Origin of the sequence: Stutzerimonas nitrititolerans, assembly GCF_003696285.1 — a bacterium.
GTDB classification, from domain to species: Bacteria; Pseudomonadota; Gammaproteobacteria; order Pseudomonadales; family Pseudomonadaceae; genus Stutzerimonas; species Stutzerimonas nitrititolerans.
Map to the genome: position 1 here is coordinate 235,228 of NZ_RFFL01000001.1, position 19,429 is coordinate 254,656.

Here is a 19,429-nt window from a genome sequence, read left to right on the forward strand (position 1 = left end):
TTTATCCTCCGGGTACCCTTTTGATGGTCGCTAACCTGATTGAATTTGTCTCTAACCACTATGTGCTCGTCAGCATCTTCCTGGCGTTGCTCGTCCTGCTTGCCATCACCGAAACGCAAAAGGGCGGCAAGAGCCTGGGCACGCGCGAATTGACTGCGCTGGTTAACCGTGACGAAGGCGTGGTGTTGGACGTGCGCGCCAAGAAGGAGTTCGACAGCGGGCATATCGTCGATTCATTGAACATTCCCTACGAGAAACTGGTCAGCCGACTGGGCGAGCTGGAAAAGCACAAGGCCAGGACGATCATCGTCGTCGACGCCATGGGCCAGCACGCCGGAGCAGCCTGCCGTGAGCTGAAAAAGGCGGGCTTCACTGCCGTCAAGCTGTCGGGAGGGATTTCCAGCTGGCGCGGCGACAATCTGCCAGTGGTCAAGTGAACATGCCTGAAGTCGTCATCTATACCACCGCCTGGTGCCCCTATTGCGTACGGGCGAAGAGCCTGCTGGAGCGCAAGGGGGTTGCCTTCAAGGAAATACCCGTCGATGGCAATCCGACCCTGCGCGCCGAGATGGCCAGCAAGGCCGGGCGTACCTCGGTCCCGCAGATATGGATCGGCGACAGGCACGTGGGTGGTTGCGACGAGCTGCACGCGCTGGAGCGTGCGGGGCGATTGGATCCGATGCTTCAGGCCTGATGTACAGTGTCCTGCCGGCAAGCCCTGGCTTGCTCGCTGGCGGGGCGGAACGAATAAGACACGCACGACAAGAAGGCTCACATGACAGAACAAGCAAACAACGGCGCAGCCGCCGCTCAGGAAGAGCAGGGTGCACAGTTTTCCCTGCAGCGCATCTATGTGCGCGACCTCTCCTTCGAGGCCCCGAAAAGCCCCGAGATCTTCCGCCATGAGTGGAATCCCAGCGTCGCGCTGGACCTGAACACCAAGCAGAAGGCGCTGGAAGGCGATTTCCACGAAGTGGTGCTGACCCTTTCGGTCACGGTGAAAACGGGCGAGGAAGTGGCCTTCATCGCTGAAGTCCAGCAGGCGGGCATCTTCCTGATCAAGGGGCTCGAGCCGCAGGCCATGAGCCACACGCTTGGCGCGTTCTGCCCGAACATCCTGTTCCCCTACGCGCGCGAAGCGCTGGATAGCCTGGTGACCCGCGGTTCCTTCCCGGCCCTGATGCTGGCGCCGGTGAACTTCGATGCCCTGTATGCCCAGGAAATGGCGCGCATGCAGCAGGAGGCCGGTCAGGCCCAGCACTGATTCGCTGCCAAACGAGCCGATGAGCCCGGTTATCCGCGCTCATCGGCTCGGCTGTTCTTACCTCACCTTCACCACCAACTTGCCGACCGCCTTGCGCTGGCCCAGCGTATCGATCGCTTCGGCAGCCTGCTCGAGAGCGAAGGTCTGCGAGACCAGCGGCTTGAGCTTGCCTTCGGCGTACCAGGCGAAGAGCTGCTTGAAGTTGGCGGCATTGTCCTGCGGCTGGCGCTGAGCGAAGGCACCCCAGAACACGCCGATCAGGGCTGCGCCCTTGAGTAGCGGCAGGTTGGCCGGCAGCGCCGGTATCTCGCCGCCCGCGGCGAACCCCACCACCAGCATGCGGCCGTTCCAGGCGATGCTGCGGAAGGCCTCCTCGAACAGCTTGCCGCCTACCGGATCGTAGATGACATCCACGCCCTGGCCGTCGGTCAGCTCCTTGAGTCGTTCGCGCAAGCTGGCTTCGCTGTAGTTGATCAGCTCGTCCGCGCCGGCCTTGCGCGCGATTTCCAGTTTCTCGTTCGTCGAGGCGGCGGCGATGACCCGTGCGCCCATGGCCTTGCCGATTTCTACCGCGGCCAGGCCGACGCCGCCAGAGGCGCCGAGTACCAGCAGGGTCTCGCCCGGCTGCAGATTGGCGCGCTGTTTCAGGGCATGCATCGAAGTGCCGTAAGTCATGCTGAATGCCGCTGCGGTGGTGAAATCCATCTCGGCGGGTATCGGCAGGACGTTCTGGCCGGACACGGCGACCTGTTCGGCGAAGCTGCCCCAGCCGGTCAATGCCATGACGCGATCGCCGACCTTCAGGTGGGCGATCTTCTCTCCGACCGCCGCCACCACGCCCGCGGCCTCACCACCCGGTGAGAACGGGAAGGGCGGCTTGAACTGGTACTTTCCTTCGATGATCAGGGTGTCGGGAAAGTTGACGCCCGCTGCATGTACGTCGAGCAACACTTCGCCTTTCTTGATCTGGGGGCTGTCGAGGTCCTCGACGACCAGGTTCTCGGCGGGGCCGAAGGCTTTGCACAGGACGGCTTTCATCGGATTTCCTTCTGATTGATCGCGGATAGCCGGCTGGGCGGCTGCGTGAGCTGAGTCTAGAAGGCTGAAGTGCGGAAGCAACGAGCATGGCCTGCCCTGATGGCGCTCCATAAGCGTCGGGCTTGGGTCATGGCGTGGCGCTGGCTTATGCTGGCGACCGTTTCCCCTGGAGTTGACCCGTGAAGCACATCATTTTCCTCTGTCTCGCCCTCGGCCTGGCATTCCCCGCGCTGGCCGAGAAAGCCGAAGGCGAAGCGCTCAAGCCGATCTACTACGCGCTGGTACCCGCGCTGGTCGGCAACTACGGCTCGAATGGCAAGTTGAAGTATTACAAGGCCGACGTGGCGCTGCGCATCGGCAGTCCCGCGGCTGAAGAACGGGTCAAGCACCATGAGCCGCTGATCCGCAACCAGCTGGTCATGCTGTTCTCCCAGCAGAGCGACGCGACGCTGGGCAGCGTCGAGGCCAAGGAAGCGCTGCGCCAGGAAGCGCTTCGGCAGGTGCAGGCGGTGCTGAGCCAGGAGGAGGGGCAGCCACTGGTGGACGACCTGCTGTTCAACAACCTGATCATCCAGTAGGGAGCGTCAGTTACGCCCCGGACGCAGGGCGAGGATGGTTGCCCATTCTTCCGCACTGACCGGCATCACCGATAGCCGATTGCCCTTGCGCACCAGTGGCATCTGGGCAAGCAGGGGCTCGGCTTTCAGTTGGGGCAGCGTCAGGGTTTGTGGGAAGGCCTCGACGAATTCGACGTCCACGGCGCTCCAGGGATTGCTGGCTTCGCCGGCTTTGGCGTCGAAGTAGGGGCTTTTCTCGTCCAGGGCGGTGGGGTCGGGGTAGGCGGTGCGGCTGATGCGACCTATGCCGGCGATGCCGGGCACGGCGCAACTGGAGTGATAGAAGAAGAACTCATCGCCTGCGGTCATGGCACGAAGGAAGTTGCGTGCCTGGTAGTTGCGCACGCCATCCCAACGGGCACCCTGCCGTTTCTGCAGGTCTTCGATGGAAAATTCATCCGGTTCCGATTTCATCAGCCAGTACGGCATGAAGTTTGCTCTCCTTGGTTCGCTTCAAAAGGGTCCTTGAAAGCAGCTTCCCCGACAATCGGTTGCCGCGCTGGTTTGCGCAGATCCGAGGCATGACGGAGAATGCCGCGATTGAGGTTGGATCATCGAGTCTCGACAATGACAACAAAAGGGCTCGACGGGAGGTCATTCGCCTTGCAGGGGGAGGCGGACACATGAAACGCAAGCCGGATATTCTTTGGATTCTAGTGCTGATATTCAGCCTGGGCGTGGTGACCACGGGCTATACGCAGGGAATGTGGGAGTCGAACGATTCCGCTTCCAGTATGCCAGTCAGTCACTCCCAGCTGTCTGAAGGCTGACAGCACAGGCCGCATGGATGCGGCCGCGAAGCCTCACCCCGCGTACCAGTTCTCTTCCGTTACCGTGGCATGCAACGTCACGTCCCAGCTCGCCAGTGTCAGGCGATCCACCTTCTGACATTCATGCGCCAGGCCCAAAAGCGTCGGTTTGTGACTTTTTTTGCGCATGGAGCGATACGCCAGCGAGCGATCGTAGAAACCTCCGCCCATTCCCAGCCGCCCGCCGTGTTCGTCGAAGCCCACCAAGGGCATCAATATCAGGTCCAGCGCCCAGACGGGCCGCTGTCGCGCCGGAGAAACTCTCGGTTCGTCGATGCCGAAGCGGTTCGGGCGCAGGCGCTCGCCGGGCTCGATCCGCTGGAACACCATGCGTGTACGGGGCCAGCTCTTGAGCAGTGGCAGGTAGGTCGCCTTGCCCATCTTCTGCGCGGCACGCAGCAGCGGACGAGGATCGATCTCGCCGTCGTTGGGCAGGTAGAAAGCAATGTGCCGCGCGCGTCGAAACAGCGGATGGTGCGCCAGTTGGCGACGAAGTTTCTGTGCGGCAAGACGTTGTTGGCTGGCAGACAGACCGCGACGCATCTGCCGCAACTGTCGCCTAAGTGCCGGGCGCGAGAGGCCTTCGGCTGCGATCATCTAGAAAAACTCCCCAGCATGCCGCTGCCAGCGTAGGCCCTTGAACCCGAGAGTTCAAGGTGGCGACTACAGAGCACCTTCAGGCTTTCCGTCAGGCGGACATGCACACCGGTACTACTTGTAGCCTCCAGGATGTTGCGTATCGGGAGAGGGTCATCGCCGACTGGCGTACATGCCAGGGAGTTGGACGGAGTATACCCCAAACCGCGAGCCGTTCATCAGTTGCCTGCCGGCTTTGGATCGACGGCCAGGGCGCTGTCGACCCGCTCGAGCAGCATGCGTACGTGTTCGCGCGCGCTGTTGGCCTCGGCATCCAGGCGGTCATGCTTGTGCAACAGTTCATGGGTAATGTTCAGTGCGGCCATCACGGCCACCCGGTCGGCGCCGATGACTTTGCCGCTGCTGCGGATCTCGCGCATCTTGCTGTCCAGATAGCGGGCGGCGCCTTCCAGATTGCTGCGCTCCTCGGGCGGACAGGAAATGCAGTATTCCTTGTCCATGATGTGGACGGTAACGGTGTTCGGCTGGGTCATGAGTCCTGCTCCAGGGCTTTCAGGCGCGAAATCATCGCTTCGACCTTCACCCGGGCCAATTCGTTCTTTTCGATCAGATGAGCGCGCTCTTCGCGCCATGCCTGCTCGTTGGCGAGCAGCAGGCCGTTCTGGGCCTTGAGCTGTTCGATGCGCTGTATGAGCTGCTCCAGTTTATGGGTCAGCAGTTGCAGATCGGCGTCGTCCATATGACCCCTGAAAGTGTGGCAAGGGGGCCAGCCACCTGGCTTCGATGGTCTTGGCTTACCCGCCGGTGCTAGGATACGAGGCCTTCATTCTAGTCATTGCGCCCCCGTGCGCCTAGTTGCCATGCCCATTCAGAATTCCGCATATGCCGCCTTCGCCACATTATTGGCCGGAAGCGCCCAGTCCGTTTCCCCCGCCGAGCTGCATGGCCTGCTGCTCGGCCGCAGCTGCGCCGGCGCCGGCTTCGATGTCGAGCCCTGGCTGGTCGATGCCGCCGAGCTGCTCGGCGAGCCTCCGCAGGACAGTACCCGGCAGGCGCTGATCGGTCTGCAGGAGATGGTCAAGGGCGAACTGTCCGGCGACGACATCGCCATCGTCCTGCTGCTGCCCAGCGACGATGCGCCACTCAGCGAGCGAGCGCTGGCGTTGGGTCAGTGGTGCCAGAGTTTCCTGACCGGTTTCGGGCTGACGGCCGGCGACCGGGCGCTCAGCAGCGAAGCGGTGGAAGTGCTGCAGGATCTGGCCGCCATCGCCCAGGTCCAGGATTCCCTGGAAGAGTCCGAGGACGGCGAAAGCGATTACATGGAGGTGATGGAATACCTGCGCGTCGCGCCGCTGCTATTGTTCACCGAATGCGCCAAACCGGTGCCGCCGGCGCCGAAACCCTCCCTGCACTGAGGAATCCAGGCTGCCCATGACCCGCATCCCCAAGTCGGAATACGCCCGTCGCCGCCAGACCCTGATGGCGCGCATGGAGCCCAACAGCATCGCCATCCTGCCGGCCGCGCCGATGTACATCCGCAACCGCGATGTCGAGCATGTCTACCGCCAGGACAGCGATTTCCAGTACCTCTCCGGCTTTCCGGAGCCCGAGGCCGTGATTGCCCTGATTCCCGGTCGCGAGCACGGCGAGTACGTGCTGTTCTGCCGTGAGCGCGACCCCGAACGCGAGCTGTGGGACGGTCTGCGTGCCGGCCAGGACGGTGCGATTGCGCATTACGGCGCCGACGATGCCTTTCCCATCGGTGATATCGACGACATCCTGCCGGGGCTGATCGAGGGCCGCGAGCGCGTCTACTACGCCATCGGCACCAACGAGACCTTCGATCATCAGTTGATGGAGTGGATCAAGATGATCCGCTCCAAGGCTCGCCAGGGTGCGCAGCCGCCCAGCGAGTTCGTCGCGCTCGATCACCTGTTGCACGACATGCGGCTGTACAAATCCGCCAATGAAGTGAAGGTGATGCGCCACGCTGCCGAAATTTCCGCGCGCGCCCATGTCAATGCGATGCGCGCGAGCCGCGCCGGGCTCCACGAGTATCACCTGGAAGCCGAACTGGATTACGAATTCCGCAAGGGCGGGGCGAAGATGCCGGCCTACGGCTCGATCGTCGCGGCGGGCAAGAACGCCTGCATCCTGCACTACCGCGAGAACGACGCGGCGCTCGAGGACGGTGACCTGGTGCTGATCGACGCCGGCTGCGAGATCGACTGCTACGCCAGCGACATCACTCGCACCTTCCCGGTCAACGGCAAGTTCTCGCCCGAGCAGAAGGCCATCTACGAGCTGGTGCTGGCGGCGAACGAGGAAGCCTTCAAGCACATCGCGCCAGGCAAACACTGGAACGAGGCCCATGAGGCCACGGTGCGGGTGATCACCGCCGGCCTGGTCGAACTGGGGCTGCTCGAAGGCGATGTCGAGGCGCTGATCGCTGCCGAGGCCCACAAGGCCTTCTACATGCACCGTGCCGGTCATTGGCTGGGCCTGGATGTGCACGATGTGGGCGACTACAAGATCGGCGGCCAATGGCGCGTGCTCGAGCCGGGCATGGCGATGACCGTCGAGCCGGGTATCTACATCGCCGCCGACAACCAGGACGTGGCCAGGAAATGGCGCGGCATCGGCGTGCGCATCGAGGACGACGTGGTGGTGACCAAGACCGGTTGTGAGATTCTCACCAGCGGCGTCCCCAAGGCGGTCGCCGAGATAGAGGCGCTGATGGCTGGCGCGCGCGAGGTCGCCTGATCATGAGCGAGCTGGCGATCATCGGCGGTGGTCTGGTCGGCGCGAGCCTCGCTCTGGCGTTGCAACAGGGTGCGCAGCAGCGCGGCTGGCGGATCCAGCTGATCGAGCCCTTCGAGCCCGGCAACGAATACCAGCCCAGCTACGATGCCCGCTCCACGGCGCTGTCCTATGGCACGCGGCTGATCTATCAGCGGCTGGGCGTCTGGGAGCGGATCGCCGAGCGCGCCGAGCCCATCCAGCATATTCACGTGTCCGACCGCGGCCGGATCGGCGCGACACGGCTCGATGCCGAAACCCACGGCGTGCCGGCCCTCGGCTACGTGGTGGAGAACGCCTGGATCGGTCATTGCCTGTGGCAGGCGCTGGACGACGAGGTGGTGATGCGGCGCTGCCCAGCGGAAGTCGAGGCGCTGCAGGCGCAGGCCGGCGGTTATCGGCTGACGCTGACCGATGGCGAGCGGATTGATTGCAGCCTGGCGATCTTGGCCGATGGTGGCCGTTCGGGGCTGCGTGAACAGCTGGGCATCGATATCAGCCGTAGGCCCTACGGCCAGACGGCGCTGATCGCTAACGTCACGCCCGGCAAGCCCCATGCGGGCCAGGCCTTCGAGCGTTTCACCGATGAGGGGCCCATGGCCCTGCTGCCGGTGCGCGACAACCGCTGTGCGCTGGTCTGGTCGCGGCCGGAGGCCGACGCGGCGCGCCTGGCTGCGCTGAACGAAGCGGATTTCCTCGCCGAACTGCAGCAGGCGTTCGGCTATCGATTGGGCGCCTTTCAGCAGGTGGGCGCACGGCATCTCTACCCGCTGATGCTGGTCGAGGCGCAGGAACAGGTTCGCAACGGGCTGGTGGTGCTCGGCAATGCGGCGCACAGCCTGCATCCGATTGCCGGCCAGGGCTACAACCTGTCGCTGCGTGATGCCGAGGCGCTGGCCGAAGCGCTGCTACGCAGCGATGCGACGCTGGGCGATCTGGCGACCCTGCAGGGTTATCACCAGCGCCAGTGGTTGGATCAACGGCTGACGGTGGGCTTTTCCGATCAATTGACCCGGCTGTTCGGCGACTCCGGCCCCATGATCGTGGCCGGGCGCAATGCCGGGCTGATGGGCCTGGATCTGCTGCCACCCGTCAAGAACTGGTTCGCGCGGCAGGCCATGGGGCTTGGCGTACGTGCCCCGTAGAGTGACGCCGCGCAGGCTCGTTCTGGGTCGACTTGCATGTTCGAACTGAAATTGGCGCGCAAGGCACGCCTGCTGCGCTGGCTGATGAATTTCTACCCGCCGTACCTGGGCGCCGGCATACGGGTGCGGCACATCAGCGACGATTTCCGCCAGGCGCAGGTCCGGATGGGCTTGCGCTGGTACAACCGCAACTACGTGGGCACACAGTTCGGTGGGTCGCTGTATTCCATGACCGAGCCTTCTTCATGCTGATGTTGCTGCAGAACCTGGGTGACGACTACGTGGTCTGGGACAAGGCGGCCAATATCGAATTCGTCAGCCCCGGCAAGGGCAGGGTCTACGCTGATTTCACGATCACCGAGCAGCTGCTCGACGAGATACGCCAGCACACCGCCGGTGGCGACAAGTATCTGCCGCGCCTGCATGTCGAAGTTCGGGACGAGCAGGGCACGCTGGTCGCGCGGGTGCAGAAAACCCTCTATGTACGACTCAAGCCGCGGATGCGGCAGGCAGGAGCGAAGTGATGCAAGCGGATCTCATCATCGTGGGCGCCGGGATGGTCGGCAGTACGCTGGCGCTGGCCTTGCAGGACGCCGGCCTGAAGATCGTGCTGATCGACGCAGGTCCCTTGCAGGCGCAGCCCTTCGCCGCCGAGGATGCGTTCGAGCCGCGAGTCAGCGCATTGTCCGCCGCCAGCCAGCGCATTCTCGAGCGCGTGGGCGCCTGGTCGGGTATCGCTGGGCGACGTGCCAGCCCTTACGGCGAGATGCAGGTCTGGGACGGTTCCGGCACCGGCCACATCCACTTTACCGCCGCCTCGGTGCATGCCGAGGTGCTTGGCCATATCGTCGAGAACCGGGTGGTGCAGGATGCCCTGCTCGACAGCTTGCAGGCGAGCGGCTCGGTCGAAATGATCGCGGGCGCCCGGCTCGAGCGGCTGGACCCGCTGGACGAGGGGTGGGAGCTGGTGCTGGCCGATGGTCAGCGTCTCGTGACGCCATTGCTGGTTGCGGCGGATGGCGCCAATTCGACGGTGCGCCGCCTGAGCGGCTGCGAGACTCGTGAGTGGGACTACCTGCATCACGCCATCGTGACCAGCGTGCGCTGCGCCGAACCGAACCGGCGCACGGCCTGGCAGCGTTTCACCGACGACGGACCGCTGGCCTTCCTGCCGCTGCAGCGCGAGGGCGACGAGCACTGGTGCTCGATCGTCTGGTCGGTGCCCGAGGATGAGGCTTCACGGTTGATGGCGCTGGATGACGAGGCCTTTCGCGCAGCACTGGGGCGTGCCTTCGAATATCGCCTGGGCGAGGTGCTGGAGGTCGACCCGCGGCTGTGCATCCCGTTGCGCCAGCGGCATGCCAAGCGCTACGTGCAGCCGGGTCTGGCATTGATCGGCGATGCCGCGCACACCATCCATCCCCTCGCGGGGCAGGGGGTCAACCTCGGCCTGCTGGATGCCGCGACGCTGGCGGAGGTCATCCAGGCGGCGCAGGCACGTGGCGAGCAGCCGGGGTCGCTGCGGGTACTCGGACGCTACGAGCGGCGCCGCATGCCGCACAACCTGGCGATGATGGCCGCGATGGAAGGTTTCGAGCGGCTGTTCCAGGCCGATCCGCCGTTGGTGCGCTGGCTGCGCAATGCCGGCCTGAAGGGCGTGCAGGCGCTGCCAGAAGCCAAGGCGCTGTTCGTGCGCCAGGCGCTGGGCCTCAGCGGTGACCTGCCTGAGCTGGCGAAAGCCTAGTTACCGGGCGCGGTCGGAGGAAAAGGTAACAGGCTTTTATGTCGCATTGAGAAAGTAAATGACATTCACTACTATTTGGCCTCTTTACCATTTCTAGAGGCTGATCCATGCAGGCAAGCAAAGGTTTACTCGCTGCTCTGGCGCTTACCGCGCTGTCGAGCGCCGTACAGGCTGCTGATGAAGTGGTGGTCTACTCCTCGCGAATCGACGAGCTGATCAAGCCTGTCTTCGACGCCTACACCGAGAAAACCGGTGTCGCGGTGAAGTTCATCACCGACAAGGAAGCACCGTTGATGGCGCGCATCAAGGCCGAGGGCGCGAACACGCCGGCCGACCTGCTGCTGACCGTCGATGGCGGCAACCTCTGGCAGGCCGAGCAGATGGGCATCCTGCAGCCGATGACTTCGCCGGTCATCGAGGAAAACATTCCTGCCCAGTACCGTTCTTCCAACGATGCCTGGACCGGCCTGTCCCTGCGCGCGCGAACCATCGTCTACTCCACCGAGCGGGTGCAGCCGGATGAGCTGTCGACTTACGAAGCCCTGGCGGACGAGCAGTGGGAAGGGCGTCTCTGCCTGCGGACCAGCAAGAAGGTCTACAACCAGTCGTTGACCGCGACCATGATCGAAACCCATGGCGCCGAGAAGACCGAGCAGATTCTCAAGGGCTGGGTGAACAACCTCGCCACCGACGTCTTCGCGGACGACAACTCGGTGATCCAGGCCGTCGACGCCGGTCTGTGCGACGTGGGCATCGTCAACAGCTACTACTACGGCCGCCTGCACAGCCAGAATCCGGAGCTCAAGGCCAAGCTGTTCTGGCCTAACCAGCAGGATCGCGGCGTACACGTGAACCTGTCGGGTATCGGTCTGACCAAGCATGCACCGCATCCCGAAGCGGCGAAGAAGCTCGTCGAGTGGATGACCGGCAGCGAAGCCCAGAGCATCTTCGCCGACTCCAACATGGAATTCCCCGCCAATCCGAGCGTGAAGCCTTCTGCGGAAGTGGCTGCCTGGGGCGATTTCAAGGCCGATACCATTCCGGTGGAAGTGGCCGGCGAGCGCCAGGCCGAGGCCATCAAGATGATGGATCGGGTGGGCTGGCGTTAAGCCAGTCGTGACGGGAAGCCGCCAGCGGAAAGCCTGAAGCGGTAACGGGCTCATCCGCTCCAGGTTGGCTTCCCGCTGCGGTTATACTCCACGCCCCCGCTTATCCGGGGGCGTTGTTTTTTCAGGTTCGAGGCTTGCGTGTCCCACCCCACCCAGTACCGCTGGTACCCCGTGACGTTTTCCGTGGCCGCCCTGGTGCTGCTGCCGCTCAGCGTGCTGCTGTTCAGCTGGTACGAGATCGATTCGGGGATATGGGCGCATCTCTGGGAAACTCAGATGGCCCGCCTGCTGGGCAACACGGTGGTGTTGTTGCTGGGGGTGGGGGTCGGTGTGACGCTGCTCGGCGTCAGCCTGGCCTGGCTGACCTCGCTCTGTGAATTTCCCGGACGACGCTGGCTGGATTGGGCACTCATGCTGCCCTTCGCGATTCCGGCCTACGTGCTGGCGTTCGTCTTCATCGGTCTGCTGGATTTCGCCGGGCCGGTGCAGACGCTGGCGCGCGAGTGGTTCGGCAGCAGCGTACGCTTTCCGCCGGTGCGTTCCACCGGCGGCGTGATTCTGGTGCTGGTGCTGGTGTTCTACCCCTACGTCTATCTGCTGGCGCGCTCGGCATTCATCGCCCAGGGCAAGGGCCTGATGGAGGCGGCACGGGTGCTCGGCCAGTCGCCCTGGCAGGCGTTCTGGAGCGTGGCGCTGCCCATGGCGCGCCCTGCCATCGGTGCGGGGCTGGCATTGGCGATGATGGAGACCCTGGCGGACTTCGGTGCGGTTTCGGTGTTCAACTTCGATACCTTCACCACGGCCATCTACAAGACCTGGTACGGCTTCTTCAGCCTGACCAGCGCCACCCAGCTGGCGAGTCTGCTGCTGCTGGCCGTGGCGCTGGTGCTGTACGGCGAGCGCCGCGCCCGTGGCATCGCCCGGCCAGCCAATGATCGTGCGCGCTCGGCCGCGCTGTACCACCTGCGCGGCCTCAAGGCCCTGGCGGCCAGCGGCTGGTGCCTGCTGGTATTTCTCTGCGCCTTCGTCATTCCGGTGCTGCAATTGCTGATCTGGCTCTGGCAGCGTGGTCGCTTCGACCTCGACGAGCGCTATCTCGGCCTGATCCTGCACACGCTCTATCTGGGCGGGATGGCGGCGCTGATCACCGTCGCCGTGGCGCTGCTGCTGGCGTTCGCCCGGCGCCAGGCGCCGGTGCGCTCGATCCGTGGCGCGGTGGCGCTGGCCAACCTGGGTTACGCGCTGCCCGGCTCCGTGCTGGCGGTGTCGATCATGCTGGCGTTCAGTTATCTCGATAGGGAGCTGGTCATCCCGCTGTCCGGCTGGCTGGGCGGGGCGGGCAAACCCATCCTGCTCGGCAGTATCGGCGCCCTGTTGCTGGCCTACCTGATTCGCTTCATGGCGGTGGCGTTCGGCCCGCTGGAAAGCAGTCTGGCGCGCATCCGGCCCTCGCTGCCGCAGGCTTCGCGCAGCCTCGGTGTGGGCGGGCCGCGGCTGTTCTTTCGGGTCTATCTGCCGCTGCTGCTGCCTGGCACCCTGAGCGCGGCGTTGCTGGTGTTCGTCGATGTGCTCAAGGAGATGCCCGCCACGCTGCTGATGCGGCCTTTCGGTTGGGACACCCTGGCGGTGCGCATCTTCGAGATGACCAGCGAGGGCGAGTGGGCGCGCGCCGCGTTACCGGCGCTGAGCCTGGTGCTGGTCGGCCTGCTGCCGGTCATCCTGCTGATCCGCCGCTCGGCGAAGCGGGTCGGATAGGCGACCCGCACGAGAGTCGGAGGCGAGCGCAGCTTGTCTCCTTTCGCGCACCGCGCCGTGACCGGATTCACCCTTGGAGCTACAATGCGCGCCATTCAAAAGTCGCATGTTCCCGCTGGAGTCGACTTTTATAGGCTTCACCTCTGCCGCTTCGGCGACCTGCCCGGAAGGAGAAACCCATGGGTCAGCGCACCCCCCTCTATGACCAGCATCTCGCGCTTGGTGCAAAAATGGTTGATTTCGGCGGCTGGGACATGCCGCTGCACTATGGCTCGCAGGTAGAAGAACACCATCAGGTAAGGCGCGATTGCGGCGTCTTCGATGTTTCGCACATGACCGTCGTCGATGTGGCCGGTGCCCAGGCCAAGGCCTATCTGCAGCGTCTGCTGGCCAACGATGTGGCGCGCCTGGCGCAGGTGGGCAAGGCGCTCTATAGCGCGATGCTGAACGAGCAGGGGGGCGTGATCGACGATTTGATCGTCTACGTGACCGATGAGGGTTACCGCCTGGTGGTCAATGCCAGCACCCGGGACAAGGATCTTGCCTGGATGCGGGCGCAGGCGTCGGGGTTCGAGGTGCGGATCGACGAGCGCGCGGACCTGGCGATGCTCGCCATCCAGGGACCGCAGGCGCGGACCCGGATGATGGATCTCGTTACCCAGCCCCGCGCTGCACTCATTCAGGAGCTGAAACCCTTTCAGGGCCTGGCGGCTGGCGACTGGTTCATCGGGCGCACCGGTTACACCGGCGAGGATGGGTTGGAAATCATCCTGCCGGCCGAGCAGGCCCCGGACTTCTTCAGCGAACTGGTGGGCGCAGGCATTTCCCCCATCGGTCTCGGCGCGCGCGACACCCTGCGGCTGGAGGCCGGGCTCAACCTGTACGGCCAGGACATGAACGAAGAGGTCTCGCCGCTGGCGGCGAACATGGGCTGGACCATCGCCTGGGAGCCCGCCGAGCGTGCCTTCGTTGGACGCGGTGCGCTGGAAGAGCAGCGCGAGAGGAGCGAGCAGCCCAAGCTGGTCGGCCTGGTCCTCGAGGAGCGCGGTGTGCTGCGGGCCCATCAGGTGGTACGGGTCAACGGTATCGGCGAAGGTGAGATCACCAGCGGCAGTTTTTCGCCTACGCTAGGGAAGTCCATCGCCCTGGCGCGTGTTCCCGCCAATACCGGGGAGCGCGCCGAGGTGGAAATCCGCAACAAGTGGTATCCCGTGCGTGTCGTGCAACCGACATTCGTGCGCCACGGCAAAGTACTGGTATAAATTCCCCGACTGCTTCGCGTGACAGCTTCGCGCGACCTGCACCGATAGCCATGAGGACAGATGAATGAGCGACCTACCCAGCGATCTGCGTTACGCCTCCAGCCACGAATGGGCCCGCCTGGAGGCCGATGGTAGCGTCAGTGTGGGGATTTCCGATCATGCCCAGCAGGCGCTGGGTGACGTGGTCTATGTCGAATTGCCGGAAGTCGGTCAGCAGTTGCAGGCCGGTCAGCAAGCTGGCGTGGTGGAGTCGGTCAAGGCTGCATCGGATATCTACGCGCCAGTGTCCGGCGAGGTCATCGCCGTCAACGAGCAGCTCGCGGACACCCCCGAGCTGGTCAACAACGAGCCTTACGGCAGCTGGTTCTTCCGTCTGCAGCCGAGCGACCCGGCGGAGCTGGACAAGCTGCTCAGTGCCGACGCCTACAAGGCTGTCTGCGACGCCGAAGCCTGATCGTTCATTCGAAAAGCCCCGCATAGCCGGGGCTTTTTTTATCGAGAATCGAATGCCATGCCCCAGATGCCATCCCTTTCCCAGCTCCAGCAACCCGATGCCTTCCTGCGTCGTCACCTCGGGCCGGACGAGTCCGAACAGAAGGCCATGCTCGAGACGCTCGGCCTGACCAGCCGCGAACAGCTGATCGAACAGACAGTGCCTCCGGCGATCCGCCTGCAGGAAGAGCTGGCGCTGCCGCCGGCTCTGGACGAGCAGGGCGCGCTGGCCCGCCTGCGCAGCTACGCCGAGCAGAACCAGCTGTGGACCAGCCTGATCGGCATGGGCTACTACGGCACCATCACCCCGCCGGTCATCCTGCGCAATCTGCTGGAGAACCCGGGCTGGTACACCGCCTACACCCCCTATCAGCCGGAGATATCCCAGGGCCGCCTGGAAGCGCTGCTGAACTTCCAGCAACTGACCATCGACCTCACCGGGCTCGACCTGGCCAACGCCTCGCTGCTGGACGAAGCCACCGCTGCGGCCGAGGCCATGACACTGGCCCGGCGCATGGCGAAGAACAAGAGCAATCGCTTCTTCGTCGACGAGAATTGCCACCCGCAGACGCTCTCGGTGATGCAGACCCGGGCCGAGGCGTTCGGCTTCGAGCTCGTGGTCGGTACGCTGGACGATCTCGCCGGGCAGGATGTGTTCGGTGCGCTGCTGCAGTATCCGGACACCCATGGCGAGATTCGCGATCTGCGTCCGGCCATCGAACAGCTGCACGCCGGCCAGGCGCTGGCCTGCGTCGCGGCGGATCTGCTCAGCCTGCTGCTGCTGACCCCGCCCGGCCAGCTCGGTGCCGACGTGGTGCTCGGCTCGAGCCAGCGCTTCGGCGTGCCCATGGGCTATGGCGGCCCGCACGCGGCCTATTTCGCCACCCGCGACGAGTTCAAGCGCGCCATGCCCGGCCGCATCATCGGCGTTTCCAAGGATGCCCGTGGCAATGTCGCACTGCGCATGGCGTTGCAGACCCGCGAGCAGCACATCCGCCGCGAGAAGGCCAACTCCAACATCTGCACCGCACAGGTGCTGCTGGCCAATATCGCCAGCTGCTACGCGGTCTATCACGGTCCCGAGGGGCTCAGGCGCATCGCCCAGCGCACCCATCGCCTGACGGCGATCCTCGCCAGCGCGCTGGAGCAGGGCGGCATCGAGCGGCTCAACACGCACTTTTTCGACACCCTCACTCTCGAAGTCGGCGGCGCGCAGGCGGCGATTCTGGAAAGTGCCCGGGCGGCGCGGATCAACCTGCGCATCCTGGGGCGCGGCAAGCTCGGCGTCAGCCTAGACGAGACCAGCGATGAGACGACCGTCGAACAATTGCTGGCGATCTTCCTCGGCGCCGATCACAAGGTGGACGTCAACGCGCTGGATGCCGGCGAGATCGACAGCGGCATTCCGCCCCAGCTGCAACGCAGCAGCGGCTATCTGAGCCATCCGGTATTCAACAGCCACCACAGCGAAACCGAAATGCTGCGCTACCTCAAGCAGCTGGAAAACAAGGACCTGGCGCTGAACCAGGCGATGATTCCACTCGGCTCCTGCACCATGAAGCTCAACGCCACCAGCGAGATGATCCCCATCACCTGGCCAGAGTTCGCCAACCTGCATCCCTTCGCCCCGCGCGAGCAGGCTCAGGGCTACCGGCTGATGATCGAGGAACTGGAAGCCTGGCTCTGCGCGATCACCGGTTTCGATGCGATCTCGATGCAGCCCAACTCCGGTGCACAGGGCGAGTACGCCGGTCTGGTCGCCATCCGCAAGTTTCACGAAAGCCGCGGCGAGGGGCAGCGCGATATCTGCCTGATTCCCTCGTCCGCCCATGGCACCAATCCGGCCTCGGCGCAGATGGTCAGCATGCGGGTGGTCATCGTCGATTGCGACAAGGCCGGCAACGTCGACCTGGAAGACCTCAAGCGCAAGGCCGCCGAAGCTGGCGACCGGCTGTCGTGCCTGATGATCACCTATCCCTCCACCCACGGCGTGTACGAAGAGGGCGTTCGCGAAATCTGCGCAGCGATCCACGCCCAGGGCGGCCAGGTCTACATGGACGGTGCCAACCTCAATGCCCAGGTCGGCCTGGCGCGGCCGGCGGACATCGGTGCCGACGTCTCGCACATGAACCTGCACAAGACCTTCTGCATCCCTCATGGCGGCGGTGGCCCAGGCATGGGGCCGATCGGGGTCAAGGCGCACCTGGCGCCCTTCGTCGCCAACCATCCGGTGGTGGAGCTACAGGGTCCGGATCCGCGCAACGGCGCGATCAGTGCCGCGCCCTGGGGCAGTGCGAGCATCCTGCCGATCAGCTGGATGTACATCGCGATGATGGGCCCGCAACTGCGTGAGGCCACGGAAGTCGCGATCCTCAGCGCCAACTACCTGGCCAAGCGCCTCGGCGAAGCCTTCCCGGTGCTCTACAGCGGGCGCAACGGGCGCGTGGCCCACGAATGCATCATCGACCTGCGCCCGCTCAAGGCACAGACCGGGATCAGCGAGGAGGACGTTGCCAAGCGCCTGATGGACTATGGCTTCCACGCGCCGACCATGTCCTTCCCGGTGCCGGGCACGCTGATGGTCGAGCCCACCGAGAGCGAGTCCAAGGCTGAACTGGATCGTTTCGTCGAGGCCATGCTGAGCATTCGCGCCGAGATCGCCCGGGTCGAACGCGGCGAATGGCCGGCGGGGAACAACCCGCTGGTGCGCGCGCCGCATACCCTGGCCGACGTGATCGCTGCCTGGGATCGCCCCTACGGCATCGCCGAGGCCGTGACGCCGAGCGCCCATGCGCTGGCGCACAAGTACTGGCCGGCGGTGAACCGGGTCGACAACGTCTACGGTGATCGCAACCTGTTCTGCGCCTGCGTGCCGGTGGAGGCGTATCGGGAGTGAGGCAGGCTTGACCTCGTGGGGTGGACCGCCACCCTACGATCTGACTCGTAGGGCCGAACTCGTTCGGCCTTGGGCGAGTTCGCGGCCGAATGAATTCGGCCCTACGCGATCGCTTTCACGCGGCAGCCCGCACTTTGTTTTCGCTTTCAGCTTTCGGCTTGTTCTTCGTCCAGCATGCCCAGCAGCTCGGCGAGCTTGAGCTGCGCCTCCTCCACGCCCTGGCGTTTGGGCGCGGAAAACAGCTGCACGCTGATACCGTCGCCCCAGCCCTTGCGGATATCGCGCTGGATCGCCAGCAGGGCATTCTTCGCCGCGCCGAAGGCAAGCTTGTCGGACTTGGTCAGCAGGATGTGCAGCGGCATCTGGCTGGCGCTGGACCAGTCGAGCATCATCCGGTCGAACTCGGTCAGCGGATGGCGGATGTCCATCATCAGGAATACACCTGCCAGGCTTTCCCGGCTGCCGAGGTAGGCTTCCAGGTGACGTTGCCAGTGCTGTTTCAGTGGGATCGGCACCTTCGCATAGCCATAGCCGGGCAGGTCGACCAGGCGATGCTCGTCATCCAGGCGGAAGAAGTTCAGCAACTGGGTGCGGCCGGGGGTCTTCGACGTACGCGCCAGGTTGGCGTGGGTCAGGGTATTCAGCGCACTGGACTTGCCCGCGTTGGAACGGCCGGCGAAGGCGACTTCCAGGCCCTCGTCAGCCGGACACTGGTCGACCTTGGCCGCGCTGATCATGAAGGTGGCTTGCTGGCAGAGGCCGAGAATCGGGTTTTTCGGGAGCATGATGGTTCCGGTGGGGCGCTGGGGCTGCAGCATCTTGTCATAGCGACGAAACGTCACACGGGGCGCGATGCGGCAATGGTTCATTTCCGTTTCACGGTCGCCAGTATATAATGCCGCAGATTTTGTGTGCGCTTTGGTCTGAAATGAGCGTCCTGACTCCAGTGTTTCAGCTCTTTCGGGAGGGACTGCCGTCTTTCCAGCCGATACTGCCATGCAAGCATAACGAGCGCGCCGTAGCCCGAGCTGCCGGCGGCCGAACAAGTTTCCCTTTAAACCCTTAGCCGTAGTTGGATGAGCTGATGAACAAAGTACTCGTGAGTCTGCTGTTGACCCTTGGCATCACCGGTATGGCCCACGCGGCTGGAGACGCCGAAGCCGGTCAGAGCAAAGTTGCAGTTTGTGGAGCCTGCCACGGCGCCGATGGCAACAGCCCGGCACCGAACTTCCCCAAACTTGCCGGACAGGGCGAGGCCTATTTGCTCAAGCAGATGAAGGACATCAAGGCCGGCAGCACGCCCGGTGCTCCCGAAGGCGTAGGTCGCAAGGTGCTGGAAATGACCGGCATGCTCGACCCCTACAGCGACCAGGACCTGGAAGATATCGCCGCCTACTTCTCCAGCCAGAAGGTCACGATCGGCATGGCCGATCCGGCCCTGGTCGAACTGGGTGAAAGTCTCTACCGCGGCGGCAAGCTGGAACTGGGCATGCCGGCCTGCACCGGTTGCCATGCGCCGAACGGCGTAGGCATCGAGCTTGCTGCGTTCCCCCACCTGGGTGGCCAGCATGCGACCTATACCGCCAAGCAGCTGACCGATTTCCGTGAGGGCAATCGCACCAACGACGGAGAGGTGGCGATCATGCGGACCATCGCTTCCAAGCTCAGCAACAAGGACATCGAAGCGCTGGCCAGCTATATCCAGGGCCTGCACTGACAGCGGTTTCGACCCGTCTGTGAAGAAGGGCGTTCAAGCTTGAAGCTGAACGCCCTTTTTTTGCGCCCGGCGCGGCTACAATGGACGTCAAGATATTGAAAAGGCGGCGCAAAGCGCTGGCGAGCGAGGCGGATTTGCTGCAGCCTGTGCCGCTGTTGGTCAGTCGTTCATAGTCAAGGGAGTCA

At 64.2% G+C, this 19,429-nt stretch carries 21 protein-coding genes, 1 other RNA gene and 1 pseudogene; 16 read left to right on the plus strand and 7 right to left on the minus strand.

Going from position 1 to position 19,429, the window contains the following annotated elements:
- Window positions 1-23 precede the first annotated feature (23 nt).
- The 3 genes from EA795_RS01035 to secB all read left to right on the plus strand — a co-directional run bounded on the left by EA795_RS01035 (window position 24) and on the right by secB (window position 1,264).
- Complete coding sequence (locus EA795_RS01035; protein WP_065984541.1) at window positions 24-437, plus strand: rhodanese-like domain-containing protein; 414 nt, start codon at window positions 24-26, stop codon at window positions 435-437.
- A gap of 2 nt (window positions 438-439) precedes the next feature.
- Entirely contained in the window at window positions 440-694 is a 255-nt protein-coding gene (gene grxC / locus EA795_RS01040) for a glutaredoxin 3 (RefSeq protein WP_065984540.1), read from the plus strand.
- Between the two features lie 81 nt (window positions 695-775).
- The gene (secB, locus tag EA795_RS01045) at window positions 776-1,264 is read left to right on the plus strand and encodes a protein-export chaperone SecB (protein ID WP_014854470.1); all 489 of its coding nucleotides are present in this window, start codon (window positions 776-778) and stop codon (window positions 1,262-1,264) included.
- A 57-nt stretch (window positions 1,265-1,321) separates the two neighbouring features.
- Here the strand turns inward: secB and EA795_RS01050 are convergent, their stop codons facing one another.
- Window positions 1,322-2,302: an NADPH:quinone oxidoreductase family protein gene (locus EA795_RS01050; protein ID WP_122075071.1), complete on the minus strand. Its 981-nt coding sequence runs from the start codon at window positions 2,300-2,302 to the stop codon at window positions 1,322-1,324.
- 179 nt (window positions 2,303-2,481) lie between these two features.
- Here EA795_RS01050 and EA795_RS01055 point away from each other — a divergent pair, with 179 nt between their 5' ends.
- Entirely contained in the window at window positions 2,482-2,880 is a 399-nt protein-coding gene (locus EA795_RS01055; protein WP_014854468.1) for a flagellar basal body-associated protein FliL, read from the plus strand.
- A gap of 6 nt (window positions 2,881-2,886) precedes the next feature.
- On the opposite strand, the gene EA795_RS01060 is transcribed toward EA795_RS01055, so the two are convergent.
- A complete protein-coding gene (locus EA795_RS01060; RefSeq protein ID WP_122075073.1) occupies window positions 2,887-3,348 on the minus strand; it encodes an EVE domain-containing protein in 462 nt (153 codons plus the stop codon).
- Window positions 3,349-3,542: 194 nt separating this feature from the next.
- Here EA795_RS01060 and EA795_RS21140 point away from each other — a divergent pair, with 194 nt between their 5' ends.
- Window positions 3,543-3,689: a hypothetical protein gene (locus tag EA795_RS21140; RefSeq protein WP_170162201.1), complete on the plus strand. Its 147-nt coding sequence runs from the start codon at window positions 3,543-3,545 to the stop codon at window positions 3,687-3,689.
- 33 nt (window positions 3,690-3,722) lie between these two features.
- Here EA795_RS21140 and EA795_RS01070 read toward each other — a convergent pair whose 3' ends face one another.
- The 4 genes from EA795_RS01070 to EA795_RS01085 form a co-directional block, all read right to left on the minus strand.
- Window positions 3,723-4,325, minus strand: a complete 603-nt coding sequence (locus EA795_RS01070) for a 5-formyltetrahydrofolate cyclo-ligase (RefSeq protein ID WP_014854465.1) — start codon at window positions 4,323-4,325, stop codon at window positions 3,723-3,725.
- Window positions 4,326-4,331: 6 nt separating this feature from the next.
- A non-coding RNA gene (gene ssrS / locus EA795_RS01075) (6S RNA) lies at window positions 4,332-4,510 on the minus strand.
- Between the two features lie 33 nt (window positions 4,511-4,543).
- Window positions 4,544-4,858, minus strand: coding sequence for a cell division protein ZapA (locus EA795_RS01080; RefSeq protein ID WP_014854464.1), 315 nt, complete (start codon window positions 4,856-4,858; stop codon window positions 4,544-4,546).
- Entirely contained in the window at window positions 4,855-5,064 is a 210-nt protein-coding gene (locus EA795_RS01085) for a TIGR02449 family protein (protein ID WP_014854463.1), read from the minus strand. Before EA795_RS01085 ends, EA795_RS01080 begins: the two co-directional genes overlap by 4 nt.
- A 121-nt stretch (window positions 5,065-5,185) precedes the next feature.
- Here EA795_RS01085 and EA795_RS01090 point away from each other — a divergent pair, with 121 nt between their 5' ends.
- The 10 genes and pseudogenes from EA795_RS01090 to gcvP all read left to right on the plus strand — a co-directional run bounded on the left by EA795_RS01090 (window position 5,186) and on the right by gcvP (window position 17,527).
- A complete protein-coding gene (locus EA795_RS01090) occupies window positions 5,186-5,740 on the plus strand; it encodes a YecA/YgfB family protein (RefSeq protein ID WP_122075075.1) in 555 nt (184 codons plus the stop codon).
- Window positions 5,741-5,756: 16 nt separating this feature from the next.
- Window positions 5,757-7,088, plus strand: coding sequence for a Xaa-Pro aminopeptidase (gene pepP / locus EA795_RS01095; protein WP_122075077.1), 1,332 nt, complete (start codon window positions 5,757-5,759; stop codon window positions 7,086-7,088).
- Between the two features lie 2 nt (window positions 7,089-7,090).
- The gene (gene ubiH, locus EA795_RS01100) at window positions 7,091-8,269 is read left to right on the plus strand and encodes a 2-octaprenyl-6-methoxyphenyl hydroxylase (RefSeq protein ID WP_122075079.1); all 1,179 of its coding nucleotides are present in this window, start codon (window positions 7,091-7,093) and stop codon (window positions 8,267-8,269) included.
- 36 nt (window positions 8,270-8,305) lie between these two features.
- A pseudogene (locus EA795_RS01105) lies at window positions 8,306-8,793 on the plus strand (DUF4442 domain-containing protein).
- Window positions 8,793-10,013, plus strand: coding sequence for a 2-octaprenyl-3-methyl-6-methoxy-1,4-benzoquinol hydroxylase (locus EA795_RS01110; protein WP_122075081.1), 1,221 nt, complete (start codon window positions 8,793-8,795; stop codon window positions 10,011-10,013). Before EA795_RS01105 ends, EA795_RS01110 begins: the two are co-directional and overlap by 1 nt.
- 107 nt (window positions 10,014-10,120) lie before the next feature.
- Complete coding sequence (locus tag EA795_RS01115) at window positions 10,121-11,122, plus strand: extracellular solute-binding protein (protein WP_122075083.1); 1,002 nt, start codon at window positions 10,121-10,123, stop codon at window positions 11,120-11,122.
- A gap of 138 nt (window positions 11,123-11,260) precedes the next feature.
- Entirely contained in the window at window positions 11,261-12,877 is a 1,617-nt protein-coding gene (locus EA795_RS01120; protein ID WP_122075085.1) for an ABC transporter permease, read from the plus strand.
- Between the two features lie 179 nt (window positions 12,878-13,056).
- Complete coding sequence (gcvT, locus tag EA795_RS01125; protein WP_058077949.1) at window positions 13,057-14,139, plus strand: glycine cleavage system aminomethyltransferase GcvT; 1,083 nt, start codon at window positions 13,057-13,059, stop codon at window positions 14,137-14,139.
- Between the two features lie 64 nt (window positions 14,140-14,203).
- On the plus strand, window positions 14,204-14,593 hold the full coding sequence (gene gcvH / locus EA795_RS01130; protein WP_014854454.1) for a glycine cleavage system protein GcvH: 390 nt from the start codon (window positions 14,204-14,206) through the stop codon (window positions 14,591-14,593).
- A gap of 57 nt (window positions 14,594-14,650) precedes the next feature.
- Entirely contained in the window at window positions 14,651-17,527 is a 2,877-nt protein-coding gene (gcvP, locus tag EA795_RS01135) for an aminomethyl-transferring glycine dehydrogenase (protein WP_122075087.1), read from the plus strand.
- A 146-nt stretch (window positions 17,528-17,673) separates the two neighbouring features.
- Here the strand turns inward: gcvP and yihA are convergent, their stop codons facing one another.
- The gene (gene yihA, locus EA795_RS01140) at window positions 17,674-18,312 is read right to left on the minus strand and encodes a ribosome biogenesis GTP-binding protein YihA/YsxC (protein WP_122075282.1); all 639 of its coding nucleotides are present in this window, start codon (window positions 18,310-18,312) and stop codon (window positions 17,674-17,676) included.
- Window positions 18,313-18,611: 299 nt separating this feature from the next.
- On the opposite strand from yihA, the gene EA795_RS01145 reads away from it, so the two are divergent.
- Window positions 18,612-19,244, plus strand: coding sequence for a c-type cytochrome (locus EA795_RS01145; RefSeq protein WP_014854451.1), 633 nt, complete (start codon window positions 18,612-18,614; stop codon window positions 19,242-19,244).
- Window positions 19,245-19,429: the final 185 nt, after the last annotated feature.

What these genes read in the sequence shown, in the direction of transcription:
- gcvH (WP_014854454.1), top strand. Translation starts at nt 14,204, where the DNA reads ATGAGCGACCTACCCAGCGATCTGCGTTACGCCTCCAGCCACGAATGG.
- EA795_RS01090 (WP_122075075.1), top strand. Translation starts at nt 5,186, where the DNA reads ATGCCCATTCAGAATTCCGCATATGCCGCCTTCGCCACATTATTGGCC.
- secB (WP_014854470.1), top strand. Translation starts at nt 776, where the DNA reads ATGACAGAACAAGCAAACAACGGCGCAGCCGCCGCTCAGGAAGAGCAG.
- EA795_RS01145 (WP_014854451.1), top strand. Translation starts at nt 18,612, where the DNA reads ATGAACAAAGTACTCGTGAGTCTGCTGTTGACCCTTGGCATCACCGGT.
- EA795_RS01050 (WP_122075071.1), bottom strand. Translation starts at nt 2,302, where the DNA reads ATGAAAGCCGTCCTGTGCAAAGCCTTCGGCCCCGCCGAGAACCTGGTC.
- gcvT (WP_058077949.1), top strand. Translation starts at nt 13,057, where the DNA reads ATGGGTCAGCGCACCCCCCTCTATGACCAGCATCTCGCGCTTGGTGCA.
- EA795_RS01060 (WP_122075073.1), bottom strand. Translation starts at nt 3,348, where the DNA reads ATGCCGTACTGGCTGATGAAATCGGAACCGGATGAATTTTCCATCGAA.
- yihA (WP_122075282.1), bottom strand. Translation starts at nt 18,312, where the DNA reads ATGCTCCCGAAAAACCCGATTCTCGGCCTCTGCCAGCAAGCCACCTTC.
- ubiH (WP_122075079.1), top strand. Translation starts at nt 7,091, where the DNA reads ATGAGCGAGCTGGCGATCATCGGCGGTGGTCTGGTCGGCGCGAGCCTC.
- EA795_RS01085 (WP_014854463.1), bottom strand. Translation starts at nt 5,064, where the DNA reads ATGGACGACGCCGATCTGCAACTGCTGACCCATAAACTGGAGCAGCTC.
- EA795_RS01110 (WP_122075081.1), top strand. Translation starts at nt 8,793, where the DNA reads ATGCAAGCGGATCTCATCATCGTGGGCGCCGGGATGGTCGGCAGTACG.
- EA795_RS01070 (WP_014854465.1), bottom strand. Translation starts at nt 4,325, where the DNA reads ATGATCGCAGCCGAAGGCCTCTCGCGCCCGGCACTTAGGCGACAGTTG.
- pepP (WP_122075077.1), top strand. Translation starts at nt 5,757, where the DNA reads ATGACCCGCATCCCCAAGTCGGAATACGCCCGTCGCCGCCAGACCCTG.
- EA795_RS21140 (WP_170162201.1), top strand. Translation starts at nt 3,543, where the DNA reads ATGAAACGCAAGCCGGATATTCTTTGGATTCTAGTGCTGATATTCAGC.
- grxC (WP_065984540.1), top strand. Translation starts at nt 440, where the DNA reads ATGCCTGAAGTCGTCATCTATACCACCGCCTGGTGCCCCTATTGCGTA.
- EA795_RS01035 (WP_065984541.1), top strand. Translation starts at nt 24, where the DNA reads ATGGTCGCTAACCTGATTGAATTTGTCTCTAACCACTATGTGCTCGTC.
- EA795_RS01080 (WP_014854464.1), bottom strand. Translation starts at nt 4,858, where the DNA reads ATGACCCAGCCGAACACCGTTACCGTCCACATCATGGACAAGGAATAC.
- gcvP (WP_122075087.1), top strand. Translation starts at nt 14,651, where the DNA reads ATGCCCCAGATGCCATCCCTTTCCCAGCTCCAGCAACCCGATGCCTTC.
- EA795_RS01115 (WP_122075083.1), top strand. Translation starts at nt 10,121, where the DNA reads ATGCAGGCAAGCAAAGGTTTACTCGCTGCTCTGGCGCTTACCGCGCTG.